Source organism: Deinococcus sedimenti (genome assembly GCF_014648135.1).
Lineage (GTDB): Bacteria > Deinococcota > Deinococci > Deinococcales > Deinococcaceae > Deinococcus > Deinococcus sedimenti.
Map to the genome: position 1 here is coordinate 1118984 of NZ_BMQN01000001.1, position 17376 is coordinate 1136359.

Sequence of the window (17376 nt, forward strand, 5' to 3'; positions counted from 1 at the left end):
ACGCGCCATTTCACGCAGGGTCAGCGGCTCTTGAGTTCCGTCCAGATGCGGTCGTACAGCCGCTGCGGGCGCCCCCCTGGCAGCTCGCCGATGAAGTCCAGTCGGCTGTCGGTGAGCCAGGCGGCGGGCGGGTTCAGCGCGGGAATGTCCTTCAGGAAGTCGTCCAGGTACGGGCGGGCGGCGGCGTTCGGGGTGGCGTAGTAGGTGTAGTTGCTCAGCTGGGCGCCGTTCTCCGCGTCCAGGATGAAGTCGATGAAGCGGTGGGCCAGCGCGGGGTTGGGACTGCGTTTCAGGACGACCAGGGTGTCCATGCTGATGGTCGTGCCCTGGCGGGGCAGCAACACCTGCACGTTCTCGTCCTCCTCGGTGGCGATCAGCAGGTCACCCACGTAGATCTGACCCAGATCCACGGTCCTCGCCAGCAGCTTGTTGCGGGTGCCGGGGCCACCGTCGAAGCCCTGGAAGCCCTTCTTCGCGACCACGCGGCGCAGCAGGTCCCGCGCGGCGCGCAGCTCCTCGACTCGGGTGGTGTTCGCGCTGAAGCCCAGGTACTTCAGGGCCGCGCCGATCACCTCGCGCGGGTCGTCGAGCAGCACGAACGAGCGCCGATCATCCGGGCCGAAGATCTCCGCCCAGGTGTCCCGCGGCACGTACCTTGCTCTGTTGTACGCCAGTCCGGTCGCGGCGTACTGGTACGGCACGGAATACACGTTGCCCGGGTCGTAGTCGGCGTTCAGGAAGCCGGGCGCGATGTTCTTCAGGTTGGGAATCTGGGATTTATCCAGAGGCTGGAGCAGTCCGGCGCGCACCATGGTCTGCACGACGTAATTGCTGGGCACCGCGAGGTCGTACTGCGCGCCGCCCCCCTGGAGCTTGGCGAGCATCGCCTCGTTGCTCTCGAAGGTGTCCAGCACGACCCGCACACCGTATTCCTTCTCGAAGGCCTTCACCAGATCGGGGTCGATGTACTCCGACCAGATGAACACCCGCAGCGTCTTCCCGTCTCCCCGAGCGACAGCCTGACCCGCCGCGCCCGGCTGGGCCTGCGCGGGTTTCTGCACGCGGTAACAGCCGGTCAGGAGAAGCAGCCCCGCACCGGCCAGCAGCGCGGCCCGCCTCACGCGTCCCTCCGGGGGCGCAGCAGCGCATTCGCCGCGACGATCGCCACGACCGTCACGAGCACCAGCAGCGCACTCAGCGCGTTGATGTCCGGCGTCACGCCGCGCTTCACGTTCGTGTAGATCAGCACGGGCAGCGTGCTGAAGCCCGAACCGCTCGTGAAGTACGTCACCACGAAATCATCCAGGGACAGCGTGAAGGCCAGCAGCGCCCCCGCCAGCACGCCCGGCATCGCCAGCGGCAGGATCACGCGCCGGAACGACTCCCACCCACTCGCGCCCAGGTCGCGCGCGGCCTCCTCCAGTTCCGGGCCGTACCCGGCGAGGCGCGAGCGTACCGTCAGGGCCACGTAACTGATCTGGAAGGTGACGTGCGCCAGCAGCACCGTCCAGAAGCCGTTGTCGAACGTCCACCCGGCCCGTTCCAGGCCCTGCCGGACGAACGAGTAGAACATCAGCAGACTGACGCCCATCACCACGTCCGGCACCACGATCGGCAGGACCAGCAGCCCCGTCAGTGCCGTGCGGAACCGCAGCGTGTACCGCCACAGGCCCAGGCCCACCAGCGTCCCCAGCACCGTGCTGACCAGCGTGCTCAGCAGGGCGATCTCCAGCGTGTGCGCCAGCGCCTCGCGCACGTCCGCGCGGGCGAACAGCACCCCGTACCACTTCGTCGTGAAGCCCGCCCACGTCGCCCCGAAGCGCGAATCGTTGAACGAGAACACCACCAGCACGACAATCGGCAGGTAAAGGAACGCGTACACCAGCCACGCCCACGCACTCAGCGCCGGATGGGTCCGCCGGATCATGGGGCCCTCCGGGCCGTCGATGGTCGAAGGTTGATGGTTGATGGAACCTCTTTCACCCATCGACCTGCAACTTTCAACTGGCGCAGCCTCATACGAGTTCCTCCAGGCCCTTCTGCCCGGCCACGCGGGCGTACGCCCACAGGCCCAGCAGGACGGCGCCCATCAGGAGGAAGCTCAGGGCGCTGCCGTACGGCCAGTCGCCCGCCTGCCCGAACTGGTTCTGGATGAGATTCCCGACCAGGGCCGTCTTCGCGCCGCCGAGGATGTCACTGACGACGAAGGTGCCCAGCGCGGGAATGAACGTCAGGAGGATGCCCGCCACCAGACCGGGCAGGGTCTGCGGGAACACGGCGCTCAGGAACGCGCGCACGGGGGGCGCGCCGAGGTCCTCGGCAGCTTCCAGCAGGCGCCAGTCGATCTTCTCGACGCTGGAGTACACGGGCAGCACGAAGAACGGCACGAACGCGTACACCATGCCCAGCAGCGTGGCGGTCAGGCTGGGCACCAGATCGAACGGCCGCAGGATCAGGATCCAGGCGTACACGCGGATCAGGAAGTTCGTCCAGAACGGGATGATCAGCAGCAGCAACAGCAGGTTCTTACGCCGCGCGTCCTGCCGGGCGATGTAGAACGCCAGCGGGTACCCCATCAGCACGCACAGCGCCGTACTCAGCGTCGCGACCCACACGCTGCGCCACAGCACCCGCACGTTGTCCCCCGTCCACTCCTGGAACAGCGCGTCGTACCCGAACACCCGCTGCCAGGACTCCAGCGTCCACGGGCCGCCCACCTGCGCCAGATCCGTGCGCGTCAGGAACGAGTACCCCAGCATCACCAGCGCGGGCACGATCAGGAACACCGCCAGCCACAGCACGCCCGGCCCCAGCGTGGCGAAGAACCGCCGGACCGTCAGCACGGGGCACCTGCGGTGCGGTGATGGTTGAAGGTTGATGGTTGATAGAGGTCCGATCCATTAACCATCAACTTTTGACTGTCAACCCCCCTCACGCTTCTTCCAGCACGACGAGGTTGTCGGGCGGTAGGTACAGGGCGACCTGTTCGTCGTAGTCGAAGTCCTCGTCGGCGCCGATGTCGGCGTTCAGCTGGAACGCGACGAGTTGCTGCCCGCCGGCCTGGAGGAGGTACTGGTTCTCGGCGCCGGTGTACACGATGTCGTCCACGCGGGCGCGGATCTCGTTGCCTTCGGTCTCGTCGTCGCGTTCCATGCGCAGCTTCTCGGGGCGGACGGACAGCGTGACGTTCTGACCGGGGCGCAGGCCCTCACCGTGCGTGGTGCGCAGCGGGCCGTGCACGGTCTGCACGGTGGCGTCTTTGCCGTCCACGCTCAGGACGGTGCCCTCGATCAGGTTGCTGCTGCCCAGGAAGTTCGCCACGAACGCCGTCCTCGGACGCTCGTACAGGTCCTCGGCGCGGCCCAGCTGCTCCACGCGGCCCCGGTTCATCACGGCGATGCGGTCACTCATGACCAGCGCCTCCTCCTGATCGTGCGTGACGAACACGAACGTCATGCCCAGCGTCTCCTGGAGGTTCGCGAGCTCCACCTGCAACTCCTTGCGGAGCTTCAGGTCCAGCGCCGACAGCGGCTCGTCGAGCAGTAGCACCTGCGGTTCGTTCACGATGGCGCGGGCCAGCGCCACCCGCTGCCGCTGCCCGCCGGACAGCTGATCCGGACGGCGCGCGGCGAAATCCGCGATGCGGACCCGCTCCAGCGCCTGCATGACCCGCCCCCGGATCTGCGCGGCAGGTACGCCCTTCATCCGCAGCCCGAACGCCACGTTGTCCTGCACGGTCATGTGCGGGAACAGCGCGTAACTCTGGAACACCGTGTTCACATCCCGCTTGTGGGGCGGCACGCCGGTCATGTCCTGCCCGCCGATCAGCACCGCGCCCGCGTCGGGCTGCTCGAAGCCCGCCAGGATGCGCAGCAGCGTCGTCTTCCCGCAGCCGGACGGCCCCAGCAGGCTGAAGAACTCGCCGCGGCGAATATCGAGGTCGATATCGTCGAGCACGCGCGTCTCGGCGCCGCCCGGCGAGCGGAAGCTCTTGCGCACGCCGCGCACGCTGACGGCCGCGTCGTCCGCGAGGTCACGCGGCCGCTTCCCCTTGAAGGTCACGCCGCTGATGGCGTCACCCCGGTCCACTTCTCAGTCATCCGTCGATTGTACGGGCCGTGCGGGCCAGCCGCGTTCCGTCCGCCTTTCGGGGGACGAGCCCCTCATGCGCGCCGGGTACAGTCGGTCGCATCAACCCCTGGAGGTGATCCCGTGGACCTTGAAGCGATCGTCGTCCCCGCCCTGTTCTTCGGCAGCGTGTTCGGTTTCCCGCTGCTGCGCCGCCAGATGATTCACCGTCACGAACTGGAACGCGAGGCCCTGCGCCGCGGGTTCCTGCCCGCCCGCGTGACGCAGGAGCACCCGTCCCTGCCCGCACCGTCGCCATACGCCGGGGACGATGCGCCCACCCTCGCCCTGCGCCTGCCGGAACCGCACCGCCTGTTCGCGCTGGCCCTGCTGTGCCGCCTGGAGGACACGCCCCCACCCGCCGAGGAACGCTCGCGGACCATGTTGTCGCAGATCCGCCTGGAGTACCTGCCGGAAACCCTGCGCGCCTACCTGCACCTGACGCCCGCCGGGCGCGAGCAGTTGCGCGCCCAGGGCCGCGACCCCGAGGGGCTGCTGCGCGAGCAGCTGGAACGCCTGAACGAGGGCCTGGACGACCTGCTACGCCACGACCACGCCGCCGCCGACCGGCTCCTGACACAGGGGCACTTCCTGCGTGACCGCTTCGGCGCGGCGCATGGCGAGATCCTGAAAGCCCGCTGAAGTCGCCGGTCGGCCCGGTCCCCCCGGAGCGTTCGGCCGGGGGGGGACGCCGTTGGCTGCCGGTACCGTGAACTGGTGCGCACCACCGGCCGCGCGGCCACCGTGGTGGAAGCGCTACATTCGAGGTCACGCGTCAATTCACTGGTTCCCGGCCGTTCATCCGGACGGTCCCCCATTCCCCACGCGCGTGCCCGGAGGTCCCCATGAGCGTCCGTCTTCCCCTGCTTCTCACCGTGCTCCTGGCCGGCTGCGCCGCGCCCAGCGCCCCCGCCTCGCTGTCCCCCACGCCCACGCTGGGCGCGCAGTCCGTGCTGACGTGGCAGGCGCTGCGTCAGGGCGACAGCGGCCGCGACGTGGTCACGTTGCAGTACCTGCTGCGCCACCGCGGGTACACCCTGAGCGTGGACGGCGCGTTCGGGTCCGGCACGGACAGCGCCGTGCGGTCCTTCCAGAGCGCGAACGGCCTGACGGTGGACGGCATCGTGGGCGGCAACACCTGGGAGAAGCTGATCGTCACCGTGCGCCAGGGCGACAGCAGCAACGCCGTGCGGGCCGTGCAGGACCAGCTGCGCAGCGGGTACGGGTACACGGCCGTGACCGTGGACGGCGTGTTCGGGTCCGGCACGAACACGGCCGTGCGGGACTTCCAGACCAAACGCGGCCTGAGCGCCGACGGCGTGGTGGGCCTGAACACCTGGCACGCCCTGGTGACCGGCGCCAGCACCGGCGGGACGGGCACGACGGCCAGCCTCGCGCAGAGCATCCTGAACACCAGCCGCGTGACGCTGGGCACGAGCAGCAGCACCACGAACGGCAACCCCCGGCAGAACATGCTGGACACCGCCGCCGGGCGGGCCGTCACGCGCGGCTGCGCCAGCAACGCCAACTGCGGCCTGACCGTGTACCTGAAGAAAAGCATGTTGCAGGGCATGTATGACATGTCCCGCAGCAACAGCTTCTATGTCACCTCTATTGCGGGTGGCGTGCATTCCACGTACTCGGACCACTACGCGGGGCTGGCGTTCGACATCGGTATCTGGAACGGCGTGAGTCTCAGCAGCCCGAACAGCGCCCACACGGCGGCGCGCAACGCGTGCCTCGCGGCGGGCAGCGATCCGGGGCAGACGTTCAACGCGTACTACGACCCGCCCGGCGGGCACAGCAACCACGTGCACTGCGCCTGGAACTGACCGTGACGAACTTACGAGCATCGGCGCGAGCGGGTGCAGCCGGACCGGGACACACCGAAGGGGCAGATCCCGCCCAGGTGCATTCGGTGGGTCTGGCGTCGCCCACCCGCCCGCCCCGCACTCGCGCGGCGAAAGGTCCGGCGCACTCAGGCACGGGGAGGGTTCCGGCATGGCCCCGGACCGCCCGTCAGGTCAGGTCGTCCCCTTCCGGCCGCTGGTCGCGGTCCCCATTCCCCACCGCTCCCCCCAGGAGAAGACGATGAACAACCTCCACCGACGCGACGTGCTGCGCCTGGGTCTCCTGGCGAGCGCCAGTGCCGCCCTGGCCAGCTGCGGCGTTCCCCTGACCCGCGTGCCCGAGCGGCTGAACTCCCTGGCGGTGGCCGCGCCGGGCGTCTCGACCTGCGCGGCGTGGCTGGCGCAGCCCGCGACCGCTCCCATCGTGATGCTCGCGGCGCGGCCCACGCGCATCCTGGTGCACCACACGGCCAGCGCGAACACCACGGACCTGTCGCAGGCACAGGCGTTCAGTCTGGCCCGGACCATCCAGCAGAGTCACTTCTCGCGCGGGTGGATCGATTCCGGGCAGCAGTTCACGATCAGTCGCGGCGGGTACGTCCTGGAGGGCCGCCACCGCAGCCTGGAGGCCGCGCAGGGCGGCGCGCAGCACGTGCAGGGCGCGCACTGCGACGGGCAGAACGACGTGGCGGTCGGCATCGAGAACGAGGGCACGTACATGACCGTCTCGCCGCCGGGCGGGCAGTACAGCGCGCTGGTGGGCCTGTGCGCGTGGCTGTGCCAGCAGTACGGCATTCCCGCCACGGAACTGTACGGGCACCGGGACTTCAACAACACGAACTGCCCCGGCGACGTGCTGTACGCGAAACTCCCGCAACTGCGCGCGGACGTCGCGGCGCGGCTGGGCGTGCAGGTCCGCATCTGGCCCACCACGAAGACCGGCATGACCGGTGAGCGGGTCCGCAGCGCGCAGCGCCTGCTGATCGCCGCCGGGCAGACCCTGACGGCGGACGGCAGTTACGGCAGCGGCACCGCCAGAGCCGTCAGTGCGTTCCAGGCGGGGGTGGCCCTCACGGCGGACGGCCTGATCGGGTCAGCCACCTGGGAACGCCTGATCCGCACGGTCCGCCGGGGGGACAGCGGCCCGGCGGTGCAGGCGGCGCAGGGGCAGCTCGCGGCGCGCGGGTACGCGGTCACGGTGGACGGCGCGTTCGGTCCCGCCACCGAGACTGCCGTGAAGTCGTTCCAGACGAGCAGAGGGCTCTCGGCGGACGGCGTGGTCGGCCCGAACACCTGGCTGGCGCTGGAAAGCTGAGCGGGACGGAGGCCCGGCGGCCTACGCGTCGCCGGGCAGGTCCTCGACGGTCACGCCCAGCAGGTGCGCGAGGTCGAGCACCTGCGCGGCCTCCACCATGACGCCCTGCAGGTCAGCGGCCCCGGCGCGCAGTCCACCCAGGGCGCTACCGCGCAGGTCCGCGCCGTCCAGCTGCGCGCCCCGCAGGTCGGTGCGGTGCAGGCGGCAGTCGCGCACCACGGCTCCGGGCAGTTTCGCCTCCATGAAGCTGGCCTCGCTGAGGTCGCAGCCGCTCAGGTGGAGGTGCAGGGCGTCGGCGCGCTGCCAGAAGCTCAGGGGCGCGTGCACGCGGGTCAGGCGGATGTGCCGCAGGCGCACCCCGGCAGCCTGAAGGCCCAGCAGGCGCGAGCCCGTGACCTCGGCCCGTTCCAGACTGACGTCCGTCCAGCGCGCGCCGCTGAGGTCGCAGTCCTCGAAGCGGACGTCCAGCAGCCGCACGCGCTCCCAGGTGCTGCCGGTGAGGTTCACGCGGCGGAACACGCACCCGGCGAAGGTGACACTGTGCAGCGCGGCCAGGGCGGGCCAGTCGCCCCCCTCGAACAGCGCGCCGCGCAGGGTCGCCTCGTCCTCAAGTTGGTCGGGGCTGGGCGCGCGGACGCCACCACGTGGGAATTTCGGGGGGGTCGGCGCGGCTGCCCTGGTCACACCGTCAGGATCTCGTGGCCCTTCGCGGTGACGACCACGGTGTGCTCGAACTGCGCGCTGGGGCTGCCGTCGGCCGTGACGACCGTCCAGCCGTCCGCGAGGAGGCGCGTCTCGGGGCGGCGCAGGTTGATCATGGGTTCGATGGTGAACACCATGCCCGGCTGGAGTTTCAGGCCGGTATAGCGCGCGCCGTAGTGGAGGACGGTGGGTTCCTCGTGCAGTCGTTTGCCGATGCCGTGCCCGGTGTACTCGCGCACCACGCCGTACCCGCGCGCCTCCGCGAGGCTCTGGATGGCGTGGCCGATGTCCCCCAGGCGCGCGCCGGGTTTGACCAGTTCCAGTGCGCTGTGCAGGGACTCGCGGGTGGTGTCCACGAGGCCCTGCACCTCCGCGCTGACCTGCCCGACCGTGTAGGTCGTGCAGGCGTCCCCGTAATACCCGTCGAGCAGCACGCCGATGTCCACGCCGATGATGTCGCCGTCCTTCAGTTCGCGGGCATCGGGGATGCCGTGGCAGATGACCTCGTTCACGCTGGCGCAGATCGTGCCGGGGAAGGGGTTGTTCTTCGGGCCGTACCCGACGTACGCGGGAATCGCGCCAGCCTTGCGGATGTGTTCCTCGGCCAGGCGGTCAAGTTCCTTGAGGGTCACGCCGGGTTTCACGAACGGCGCGAGGATGCGGAAGGTGTCGGCGACGAGCGCGCCCGCGCGGCGCATGATGTCGATTTCACGGGCGGATTTCAGGGGCACGCGGCTCATAACGCATGAGGCTAACACGCCCGCGCCGCGCCGGGACCGCCGCAGGTCACGCTGCGCGCCCCCTCCCCTGCCCGCTGGTACGCTGCCGGGCATGACCGAACGGCGAGTGGTGATCAGCGTGGACATGGAGGGCGTGACCGGGGTCTCGAGCTGGGTGCAGGTCAGCCCCCCGGAATTTGGCGGGCTGGTCAGCGGCGCGGAGTACGAACGCGCCCGTGAACGCATGACGCTGGAGGCGGCCGCCGCCGCGCAGGGCGCACTGGACGCCGGGGCGACGGACGTGCTCGTGAACGACAGTCACGACACCATGCGCAACCTCATCCCGGAACTGCTGCCGGACGGGGTGCGCTTCACGAGCGGGAACGACAAGCCGCTGAGCATGGTGCAGGGCGTGCAGGAGCCCGGTGTGGTGGGCCTGCTGTTCGTGGGCTACCACGCGCGCGCCGGGAGTGTGCGCGGGCCGCTGGCGCACACCTGGAACGGCTTCATCCGGGACGTGGTCGTGAACGGGGTCAGCACCGGCGAGTACGGCCTGAACGCCCTGCTGGCCGGACATTACGGCGTACCGGTCCTGTTCGCGTCCGGGGACGACGTGGCCATGGGTGAGATCACGGCGGAACTGGGGTCCGGGGTGGTCACGGTGACCGTGAAGGAGGGCCTGAGCGCCTTCGCGGCGGCGCACCTGCACCCGCGCGAGGCGCAGCGCCGCATCCGCGACGGGGCGCGCCGGGCGGTGGAAGCGGCGGGAGAGGCGACACCCTACGTGACCCGCTGGCCCGCGCACGCGCAGGTCAGTTTCAACCACCAGGCCCGCGCGGACGCCTGCGAGCGCGTTCCCGGCGTGACCCGAGTGGACGCCGTCACGGTCGGGTGGCACAGCCCGGACGCATACCACCTGTTCCAGACGTTCCGCATGCTCGCCAAGGTGGCCGAGGTCCGGCTGGACGGCTGACGCCCGCGGCGCGTTCATGAAGGCGTCCCGACCCAACCCGGACCGGGCCCGCAGGAGCGGCAGTGACACTGCGGGACATGTCCCGTTCCCCGCGCCGTCCCCGCCCCGGCTATCCGGCCCTGCCGCTGCTCCTGCTGTTCGTCGGGGCGGTCCTGCTGGGCTTCGGCGTGTGGCAGTCCGGGCAGTCGCTGCGGGCGGCGGGCTGGCCGGTAGCGACCGGCACGGTCACGCGGTCGCAGGCGGTCCCGGCTGGCCGCCTGGCCGAGCGGCGCGGCTGGCGTCCAGAGGTGCAGTACACCTACCGTGCCGACGGGCTGACGTACCGCGGCGAGCGCCTGAACTTCTTCCGATTGAACACCACCTCGCTCCGGGGCGCGCGTCGGATCCTGGAGCGCTACCCGGTCGGTCAGCCGGTGGCGGTGCACTACGACCCCCGGCGGCCGTCCCGCAGCGTCTTGCAGGTGGGGCTGGGCCTGTCCTGGCCGCTGTGGCTGCTGGGCGCGGCGTCACTGACGCTGGGCGGCGCGGTCTGGTGGGCCGGGCGCGGCGGCGAACGCTGGGGCGGACAGGGGTGGCTGCCGAGGTGAAGGGCGGAACATCAGAGGAACGGACATCAGCTCACCGGCCTGACTGGTACCCTGCACGCATGAAGCGGTTTCTTCTCCTGCTGGCCGCCCTGACCCTGTCCGCGCCTGCCTCCGCCGCTGTGGCGTGGGCCGGAGCCGACGCCGCCACCACGGGCTTCGGCGTGCACGCGGGCGCGGCCCTGCTGCCCATTCCGTTCGTCGGGACCCTGGGTGTGGAGGGCAGCGCCGAGCGGCCCTGGCGCGTCACGGACACATCAGTGAGCCGCGTGGCGCTGGGTCTGACGCTACGTGACCTGAACATTCCCCTGTCGAAGGTCGACGCGTTCGCCACGCTGGGCGGTCAGGCGCTGCTGCCCTCGCTCGGTGGGGACAACGTGTACGCGCTGTACGGCGAGGCGGGTCTGCGCGGACCGGTGTTCGGCCCGGCGGGCTGGCGGGTGTTCGTGCGCGGGACGAGCGCCGGGCAGTTAGGAGCTGGAGTGGGTCTGGAACTGCGGTTCTGACCTACTGAACGGGGAGGCGGCGCGCCTAATCAAAGGGCGCGCCGCCTCCCGGGCACTGTTACTGGCCGTTGGTGTTGTCGTTGTCGGGGTCCATCTGGCGGTTGGGTTCATCGTGCTCGACGCCGATGTCGGGGTTGCCGGGGCTGTCCTGCACCACGCCACGGTCGTCGTAGTCGGCCGGGATGTGGCGCAGGCTTTCGGCGTCGCTGTGGTTCTCCTGGGGCTGGTCGAGGGTTTCGTCGCTGGTGTGTCCGGTTCCGGTCATGCGGCTCAGCGTAGGGGCCACCGGGGCGGGGCGCGTGTGGGGTGGGTCAAGGGGGCTTGAGGCGCCGTGGAACGCTTCCATGTATGCGGCGCAGGGTCGAGGTGGGCGGAAGGGGCGGAAAGGCCGCCCTGATCGACGTTTTCAGGATGGAATGACCAGGGATCCGGACCGCTCCCCCTCCCCTTTCCCGTTTTGGAAGCGCTACAATTTCCATACCAATGAAACGACTGGCGACCCTTCTGACGGTCGCGCTGTCTGCTTCGGCAGCAGCGCAAACATCCCTGCCTGCCGACACCGCGCGGGTCCACTACCAGCGCGCCGACGGCGCGTACGCAGGCTGGGGCCTGCACCTCTGGGAGGACACCATCGCCCAGGTCACCTGGGACAAACCGCTGACCCAGAGCGGCAGGGACGACTTCGGCGCGTACTACGACATTCCCCTGAAACCCGGCGCGCAGAAGGTGGGCTTCATCATGCACAAGGGGGACGACAAGGACCCGGGGGCGGACCTGTGGTTCGACCTGAGCCGGGGCCGCGAACTGTTCCTGAAGTCCGGCAGCGCGAACGTCGCCTACGCGAAGGCCGGGCCGTTCACGGTGGACGCCAGCAAGGCGCCGGTGGCACAGGCGGCCCCCGCCGCTCCGGCAGCAGCCCCGGCGGCCACGTCGGCCGCGCAGCCCATCCCGAAGAACGTCCTGCGCGTGCGCTACGTCCGCCCGGACGGCAAGTACGACGGGTGGGGTCTGCACGCCTGGGAGGACACCACCGCCCAGGTCGAGTGGAGCAAACCCCTCCCTCCCACCGGCGTAGACGCGGGCGGCGCGTACTGGGACCTGCCCCTCAAGGACGGCGCGGCGAAGGTCGGGTTCATCGTGCACAAGGGTGACGAGAAGGACCCGGGCGCCGACATGTTCGCCGACCTGACCAAGGGGAACGAGGTGACCGTCACGAGCGGCAAGGCCGAGTTCGCGTACGGCGCGCCCGCCGTGCTCAGCGACCCGCCCGTCCCGGCCGGCGTGGCCCGCATCAACTACTACCGCCCGGACGGGAAGTACGACGGGTGGGGCCTGCACGCCTGGGAAGACACCACCGCGCAGGTCGAGTGGAGCAAACCCCTGACACCCACGGGCACGAATTCGTTCGGCGTGTACTGGGACGTGCCCATGAAGACCGACTGGAAGAAGCTGGGGTTCATCATCCACAGCGGCGACAACAAGGACCCCGGCCCGGACCAGATGCTCACGAGTGACATGGGCAACCAGGCGTGGATCGTCAGTGGCAACGCGACCGTGAACACCACCCGCCCGGACACCAGCGTCCGCACGGTGGGCGACCTGACGCGCGCGCAGGCGGTGATGCTGTCGCGTGACCTGATCGCGGTGAAGCCGGAGTTCGTGCAGCCCGGCGCGTTCCTGACGCTGCACGCTGCGCGCGGCGGCGGCCTGAAACTGTCGGCGGTCGGGGTGGACGGCGGCGACAGCCTGACCCTGGAGGAAGTCGAGGGGGGCCTGAGCGCCGCACTGAAGGCGAAAGCGCCGTACTTGAGCGGGTACGCGCTGCTGCGGGTGCGGCCCGAGGACGCCGCGCGCATCGGGACAGTGTTGCAGGGTCAGGTGGCGGTGAGCAGCGTCATGCCGGACGGCACGGTCCTCGACGCGACCGGCGTGCAGACCGCCTGGGCGCTGGATGACCTGTTCGCGTACGACGGCGCGCTGGGCGCGCAGTGGCAGGGCAACACCCCGACGCTGCGGCTGTGGGCGCCGACCGCGCAGGACGTCAAATTACGCCTGACCGTCCCTGGTGGTCAGGAGACGGTCGTGCCGATGACCCGCGACGCGAAGGGCGTCTGGACCGTCAGGGGCGCGCAGAACTGGCGCGGCGCCGCCTACCGCTACGAGGTGAAGGTGTACGCCCCCTCGACCGGGAAGGTCGAGACGAACCTCGTGACCGACCCGTATTCGGTGGCGCTGACGCGGAACAGCACCCGCTCGGTGCTCGTGGACCTGAACGATCCGGCCACCAAGCCCCAGGCGTGGGACGCGCTGAAGAAACCCGCGCTGCGCTCCGCGAGTGACCTGAGCTTCTACGAACTGCACCTGCGGGACTTCAGCGCGGCGGACAGCACCGTTCCGGCGGCGCAGCGCGGCACTTACCTCGCGTTCACGCAGGCGGCCAGCGACGGCGTGAAGCACCTGAAGGCCCTGGCGAACGCCGGGCTGAAGGCGGTGCACCTGCTGCCCACCTTCGACATCGCCACCATCGAGGAGGACAAGGCGGCGTGGAAGTCCACGGGAGACCTGTCCAAGTTCGCGCCGAACAGCGACGAGCAGCAGAAGGCCGTGACCGCCGTGAAGGACCAGGACGCGTACAACTGGGGCTACGACCCGTACCACTACATGGTGCCGGAAGGCAGTTACGCCGTGAACCCCGATCAGCGGACCCTGGAGTACCGCCGGATGGTCGCCGCTCTGAACGGCATGGGGCTGCGCGTCGTGCAGGACGTGGTGTTCAACCACACGGCCGCCAGTGGACAGGCGGACCGCAGCGTACTGGACCGGATCGTGCCCGGTTACTACCACCGCCTGAACGCGAACGGCGTGGTGGAGAACAGCACCTGCTGCTCGAACACCGCCACAGAGCACGTCATGATGCGCAAACTCATGGTGGACACGCTGGTCCTGATGGCGAAGGCGTACAAGGTGGACGGTTTCCGCTTCGACCTGATGGGCCACCACATGGTCGCCGACATGCAGGCCGCCCGCCGCGCCCTGGACGCCCTGACCGTGCAGAAGGACGGCGTCGACGGCAAGAGCATCTACCTCTACGGCGAGGGCTGGGACTTCGGCGAGGTGCAGGGCAACAGGCGAGGCACGAATGCCACGCAGCTGAACCTGTTCGGGCAGGGCATCGGGACCTTCAACGACCGCCTGCGCGACGCGGTGCGCGGCGGGAACCCCTTCGGCGGCCTGCAGGAGCAGGGCTTCGCCACCGGGCTGTTCGTGCTGCCCAACGGCCAGCCCGTGAACGCGGACAGGGCCAAGGCGCTGCGTCTGGCGGATCAGGTGCGGATCGGACTGACCGGCAACCTGCGCGACTACCGCTTCACGGACGCGACCGGTAAGACCGTGAAGGGCTCCGAGATCGGCTACAACGGCGCGCCCGCCGGGTACGCCGCCAGCCCCCGCGAGGCGATCACGTACGTCAGCGCGCACGACAACCAGACGCTGTTCGACGCGATCCTCCTGAAAGCCCCCGCCAGCGCCACCCCCGCCCAGCGGACCCGCATGCAGAACGTCGCGAACAGCGTCGTGCTGCTCGGGCAGGGTCTGCCGTTCAGTTACGCCGGTGACGAGATGCTGCGCTCCAAGAGCTTCGACACCGACAGCTACAACAGCGGCGACTGGTTCAACACGCTGGACTACACCGGCAAGAGCAACGGCTTCGGGAAGGGCCTGCCGCCTGCCGAGAAGAACGCCGCGAACTGGGACCTGTACCGCGGCCTGCTGGGGAACGCCGCCCTGAAGGTCAGCTCGACCGACGTGAAGCGCGCCTTCGACCACTACCAGGAGATGCTGCGCGTCCGGTACTCCAGCACGCTGTTCCGCATGGAGACGGGGGCGCAGGTGCAGCAGGGCCTGACGTTCCTGAACGTGGGACCGCAGCAGCAGCCGGGCGTGATCGCCATGAAGCTCAGCGGCGCCGTGAGCCCCACCAATCCCTACCGCAACGTGGTCGTCGTGTTCAACGCGACCGGCCAGAACGTCACCCTCAGCGACGCGGCCCTGACCGGCCTGAACCTCAGCCTGCATCCCGCGCTGGCCGCCAGCACGGACGCGACCGTCAAGACCAGCCGCGCCAGCGGGAACAGCGTGACGGTGCCCGCACTGACGACCGCCGTGTTCGTCGGGAAGTAACAGCAGAATTCCGAGGTCTTGAGGGGATTCCTCAAGGCCTCGGAATCGAGCAGAGCGAGCACCTGAGAGAGACAGCGGTTGGAGGTGGAGCCCTGGGCGTGCCGTCGGCCCCAGGGTGGAACTGGAAAACGCTGGCAACCCGCATGGGACAGGGGGCTGCCGGGCGACCGGGCGGCCCCCTCCCTTTCATCCCCTCGCGTACACTGGACGTCCACTCATGCAGACCATCGAGAACCAGACCTTCACCAAACAGCGCATCGAACTGGACGGCACCCAGTTCCAGAACTGCACGTTCGTCGAGTGCCTCCTCGTGTACAAGGGCACGGACGGCACGGCCATGAACGGCTGCCAGCTGGACAACACCGGCTTCGCGTTCGAGGGGAACGCCGCGAAGACCATCGAGCTGCTCGCCGCGATGCACAAGGGCGGCTTCGCGGAGCTCGTGGAGGCGACCATCGCCACCATCCGCGGTGAGGAAGTGCAGCAGCCCGGCACCGCCCAGGCTTAAGAACCACGTTCAGGCGGGCGGCTTCCCAGGTGGGGGCCGCCCCTTTCTGTTGGCGGTATGCTGCCGCGCGTGACCAAGCACCCGCTGCCCGTGATTCTCGATGGTGACCCTGGCCTGGACGACGCGGTGGCGTGGCTGCTCGCGCTGGGCAGCCCGGAGGACCTGCGGGTGCTGGGCGTGACGACCGTGCACGGCAACGTGTCCCTGGACCGCACGACCCGCAACGCCGGGGTGACGCTGGCCCTGGCGGGCGCGGCGGCGGACGGGGTGGGCGTGTACGTGGGCGCGGACCGCCCGCTGGTGCGCCCGGCACTGACGGCGGCGGCCGTGCACGGGGATTCGGGCCTGCCCGCCGAGGGGCTGCCCGACCCGGCCCGCGAGCCGGAGGCCGAGCACGCCGTGGATTTCATCATCCGCACCGTGCGCGCCCTGCCGGGCGAGGTGACCATGATCCCCACCGGCCCGCTGACGAACGTGGCGCTGGCGCTGCGGCTGGCGCCGGACCTCGCGCCCATGATCCGGGAGGTCGTGTGGATGGGTGGTAGCACCGCGCAGGGCAACCGCACGCCGGCCGCGGAGTTCAACGCGCTGGCCGACCCGCACGCCGCGCACGTGGTGTTCACCAGCGGGGTGCCGCTGCGGATGGTGGGCCTGAACGTGACCATGCAGGCCGTCGCGGGTCCCGGGCGGATCGCGGCGCTGCGCGCCCTGGGCACCCGCGCGGGGGCCGCGTGCGCCGAGCTGCTGACGTTCTACGCGGACGTGTACCGCCGCCGCTACGGCCTGGACGGCGGGGCGCTGCACGACCCGCTGGCGGTGGCTGCCGCGATCCGCCCGGACCTGCTGGACTGGCAGGCGATGCCCGTCAGCGTGGAGACCACCGAGGGGCTTAACGTGGGCCGGACCGTCTGCGACCTTTTCGGGGTGACCGGTCAGCCTGCCAACGCGCGGGTGGCGGTGGGCGTGCGCGACGCCGAATTCTTCGACCTGCTGCTCGAACGCGTGGGCCGCCTGCCCTGATCAGGACCGGACGACGCGCTGGAGGGGTTCCTCGTCGGGCGTCAGCGGTTCGAAGCGTGGCAGGAACAGCTCGAAGGTGGCTGGGGCGACGTAGTGCGCGCCGGGCTGGTCGTTCCGCGCGGCGACCCGCTCCCACGCGCTGGCCGGGTCGAAGGGCAGGACATGCAGGGTCAGCGGCACGCCCAGGGCGACGGCCTGCGAGCGGAGTTCGTCGCGGCTGGCGCGGGTCCACAGGCCCTCGTCGAGGATGACCGGGGCGCCCAGCGTGACCGCCCGCGTCCACTGCGCGTGCATCAGGGACCGCACGCGGGCCAGCATGGCCGGGTACTCGGCGGCGGGCGGGTCGGCGCCGTGCAGGGCGGTAATCCACTCGTCGGGCGTGAAGCGCAGCGCGCCCAGCTGCATTTCCAGCGTGCGGGCCAGCGTGGTCTTGCCCGAGCCGATGAAGCCGTGCAGGGCGTGAATCTCGCTCATTCCGGTCCTTCCGTGACGTGCAGCGGCACCTCGTGCGCTTCGGGCAGCAGGTAGGCGCGCAGCGTGCCGCCGCTCAGGTCGGCGATCAGGTACGGCACGTCGTAGGCAGCCAGTCGGGTGTCGGTGCGGCTGGGGTGGTCCGGGCCGCGCGGGTGGCTGTGGTACAGGCCCACGAGGTCGAGGTTCTCCGCGCGCATGGCTTTCAGGGCGCGCAGCAGGAAGGTGGGATCGGCAAGGTACTCGCGGGCCGGGTCCGGCGCGATGTTCGGCAGGGGGTACAGGGTGCGCACGCACCAGGTTTCGCCGTGCAGAACGCCGCCCAGCGCGCCCACGACCTCCTGGTCCGGGTGGGTGCGGGCGTGCTGCCAGAGGGCCGCGTGCAGCGCGGCGGGAAGGTGCAGGGGCACGACGGGCATTC

18 protein-coding genes are annotated in these 17376 nt (G+C 70.1%); 9 read left to right on the forward strand and 9 right to left on the reverse strand.

Annotated elements, in window-relative coordinates:
- Positions 1-20 precede the first annotated feature (20 nt).
- The 4 genes from IEY69_RS05605 to IEY69_RS05620 form a co-directional block, all read right to left on the reverse strand.
- Complete coding sequence (locus IEY69_RS05605) at positions 21-1121, reverse strand: polyamine ABC transporter substrate-binding protein (RefSeq protein ID WP_189072098.1); 1101 nt, start codon at positions 1119-1121, stop codon at positions 21-23.
- Positions 1118-1927, reverse strand: a complete 810-nt coding sequence (locus IEY69_RS05610) for an ABC transporter permease (protein WP_189072099.1) — start codon at positions 1925-1927, stop codon at positions 1118-1120. Before IEY69_RS05610 ends, IEY69_RS05605 begins: the two co-directional genes overlap by 4 nt.
- Before the next feature lie 88 nt (positions 1928-2015).
- Positions 2016-2843: an ABC transporter permease gene (locus IEY69_RS05615; RefSeq protein ID WP_160976480.1), complete on the reverse strand. Its 828-nt coding sequence runs from the start codon at positions 2841-2843 to the stop codon at positions 2016-2018.
- An 88-nt stretch (positions 2844-2931) separates the two neighbouring features.
- Positions 2932-4089, reverse strand: coding sequence for an ABC transporter ATP-binding protein (locus IEY69_RS05620; RefSeq protein WP_229783653.1), 1158 nt, complete (start codon positions 4087-4089; stop codon positions 2932-2934).
- Between the two features lie 123 nt (positions 4090-4212).
- Between IEY69_RS05620 and IEY69_RS05625 the strand changes: the two genes are divergently transcribed.
- From IEY69_RS05625 to IEY69_RS05635, 3 genes are all read left to right on the forward strand, one after another.
- The gene (locus IEY69_RS05625; RefSeq protein ID WP_189072100.1) at positions 4213-4770 is read left to right on the forward strand and encodes a hypothetical protein; all 558 of its coding nucleotides are present in this window, start codon (positions 4213-4215) and stop codon (positions 4768-4770) included.
- Between the two features lie 203 nt (positions 4771-4973).
- Entirely contained in the window at positions 4974-5960 is a 987-nt protein-coding gene (locus IEY69_RS05630) for a peptidoglycan-binding domain-containing protein (RefSeq protein ID WP_189072101.1), read from the forward strand.
- 259 nt (positions 5961-6219) lie between these two features.
- Positions 6220-7293 (forward strand): peptidoglycan recognition protein family protein, encoded by a 1074-nt coding sequence (locus IEY69_RS05635; RefSeq protein WP_189072102.1) that lies wholly within the window; start codon positions 6220-6222, stop codon positions 7291-7293.
- Positions 7294-7314: 21 nt separating this feature from the next.
- Here IEY69_RS05635 and IEY69_RS05640 read toward each other — a convergent pair whose 3' ends face one another.
- Together IEY69_RS05640 and map are read right to left on the reverse strand one after the other, a co-directional pair.
- On the reverse strand, positions 7315-7977 hold the full coding sequence (locus tag IEY69_RS05640) for a pentapeptide repeat-containing protein (RefSeq protein WP_189072103.1): 663 nt from the start codon (positions 7975-7977) through the stop codon (positions 7315-7317).
- Positions 7974-8735, reverse strand: coding sequence for a type I methionyl aminopeptidase (map, locus tag IEY69_RS05645; RefSeq protein WP_189072104.1), 762 nt, complete (start codon positions 8733-8735; stop codon positions 7974-7976). Before map ends, IEY69_RS05640 begins: the two co-directional genes overlap by 4 nt.
- A 91-nt stretch (positions 8736-8826) precedes the next feature.
- On the opposite strand from map, the gene IEY69_RS05650 reads away from it, so the two are divergent.
- From IEY69_RS05650 to IEY69_RS05660, 3 genes are all read left to right on the forward strand, one after another.
- The gene (locus tag IEY69_RS05650; protein WP_189072105.1) at positions 8827-9687 is read left to right on the forward strand and encodes a M55 family metallopeptidase; all 861 of its coding nucleotides are present in this window, start codon (positions 8827-8829) and stop codon (positions 9685-9687) included.
- Between the two features lie 77 nt (positions 9688-9764).
- Complete coding sequence (locus tag IEY69_RS05655; RefSeq protein WP_189072106.1) at positions 9765-10274, forward strand: DUF3592 domain-containing protein; 510 nt, start codon at positions 9765-9767, stop codon at positions 10272-10274.
- Positions 10275-10333: 59 nt separating this feature from the next.
- Positions 10334-10777 carry a hypothetical protein gene (locus IEY69_RS05660; protein WP_189072107.1) on the forward strand — a complete coding sequence of 148 codons (444 nt, stop codon included), beginning with the start codon at positions 10334-10336 and terminating at the stop codon, positions 10775-10777.
- A gap of 58 nt (positions 10778-10835) precedes the next feature.
- On the opposite strand, the gene IEY69_RS05665 is transcribed toward IEY69_RS05660, so the two are convergent.
- Entirely contained in the window at positions 10836-11042 is a 207-nt protein-coding gene (locus IEY69_RS05665; protein ID WP_189072108.1) for a hypothetical protein, read from the reverse strand.
- Positions 11043-11260: 218 nt separating this feature from the next.
- Between IEY69_RS05665 and pulA the strand changes: the two genes are divergently transcribed.
- From pulA to IEY69_RS05680, 3 genes are all read left to right on the forward strand, one after another.
- On the forward strand, positions 11261-14956 hold the full coding sequence (gene pulA, locus IEY69_RS05670; protein WP_189072109.1) for a pullulanase-type alpha-1,6-glucosidase: 3696 nt from the start codon (positions 11261-11263) through the stop codon (positions 14954-14956).
- Between the two features lie 217 nt (positions 14957-15173).
- Positions 15174-15464, forward strand: a complete 291-nt coding sequence (locus tag IEY69_RS05675) for a hypothetical protein (RefSeq protein ID WP_189072110.1) — start codon at positions 15174-15176, stop codon at positions 15462-15464.
- Between the two features lie 57 nt (positions 15465-15521).
- Positions 15522-16484, forward strand: a complete 963-nt coding sequence (locus tag IEY69_RS05680) for a nucleoside hydrolase (protein ID WP_189072111.1) — start codon at positions 15522-15524, stop codon at positions 16482-16484.
- Here the strand turns inward: IEY69_RS05680 and IEY69_RS05685 are convergent, their stop codons facing one another.
- Positions 16485-16958, reverse strand: a complete 474-nt coding sequence (locus IEY69_RS05685) for a P-loop nucleotide/nucleoside kinase family protein (RefSeq protein ID WP_189072112.1) — start codon at positions 16956-16958, stop codon at positions 16485-16487.
- Positions 16955-17374: a M67 family metallopeptidase gene (locus tag IEY69_RS05690; protein ID WP_189072113.1), complete on the reverse strand. Its 420-nt coding sequence runs from the start codon at positions 17372-17374 to the stop codon at positions 16955-16957. Before IEY69_RS05690 ends, IEY69_RS05685 begins: the two co-directional genes overlap by 4 nt.
- Positions 17375-17376 lie beyond the last annotated feature (2 nt).

Excerpts from the sequence above, each read along its gene's own strand:
- IEY69_RS05610 (WP_189072099.1), bottom strand. The coding sequence starts at position 1,927 with ATGATCCGGCGGACCCATCCGGCGCTGAGTGCGTGGGCGTGGCTGGTG.
- IEY69_RS05630 (WP_189072101.1), top strand. The coding sequence starts at position 4,974 with ATGAGCGTCCGTCTTCCCCTGCTTCTCACCGTGCTCCTGGCCGGCTGC.
- IEY69_RS05635 (WP_189072102.1), top strand. The coding sequence starts at position 6,220 with ATGAACAACCTCCACCGACGCGACGTGCTGCGCCTGGGTCTCCTGGCG.
- map (WP_189072104.1), bottom strand. The coding sequence starts at position 8,735 with ATGAGCCGCGTGCCCCTGAAATCCGCCCGTGAAATCGACATCATGCGC.
- IEY69_RS05650 (WP_189072105.1), top strand. The coding sequence starts at position 8,827 with ATGACCGAACGGCGAGTGGTGATCAGCGTGGACATGGAGGGCGTGACC.
- IEY69_RS05655 (WP_189072106.1), top strand. The coding sequence starts at position 9,765 with ATGTCCCGTTCCCCGCGCCGTCCCCGCCCCGGCTATCCGGCCCTGCCG.
- IEY69_RS05660 (WP_189072107.1), top strand. The coding sequence starts at position 10,334 with ATGAAGCGGTTTCTTCTCCTGCTGGCCGCCCTGACCCTGTCCGCGCCT.
- IEY69_RS05665 (WP_189072108.1), bottom strand. The coding sequence starts at position 11,042 with ATGACCGGAACCGGACACACCAGCGACGAAACCCTCGACCAGCCCCAG.
- pulA (WP_189072109.1), top strand. The coding sequence starts at position 11,261 with ATGAAACGACTGGCGACCCTTCTGACGGTCGCGCTGTCTGCTTCGGCA.
- IEY69_RS05675 (WP_189072110.1), top strand. The coding sequence starts at position 15,174 with ATGCAGACCATCGAGAACCAGACCTTCACCAAACAGCGCATCGAACTG.
- IEY69_RS05680 (WP_189072111.1), top strand. The coding sequence starts at position 15,522 with ATGCTGCCGCGCGTGACCAAGCACCCGCTGCCCGTGATTCTCGATGGT.
- IEY69_RS05685 (WP_189072112.1), bottom strand. The coding sequence starts at position 16,958 with ATGAGCGAGATTCACGCCCTGCACGGCTTCATCGGCTCGGGCAAGACC.
- IEY69_RS05690 (WP_189072113.1), bottom strand. The coding sequence starts at position 17,374 with ATGCCCGTCGTGCCCCTGCACCTTCCCGCCGCGCTGCACGCGGCCCTC.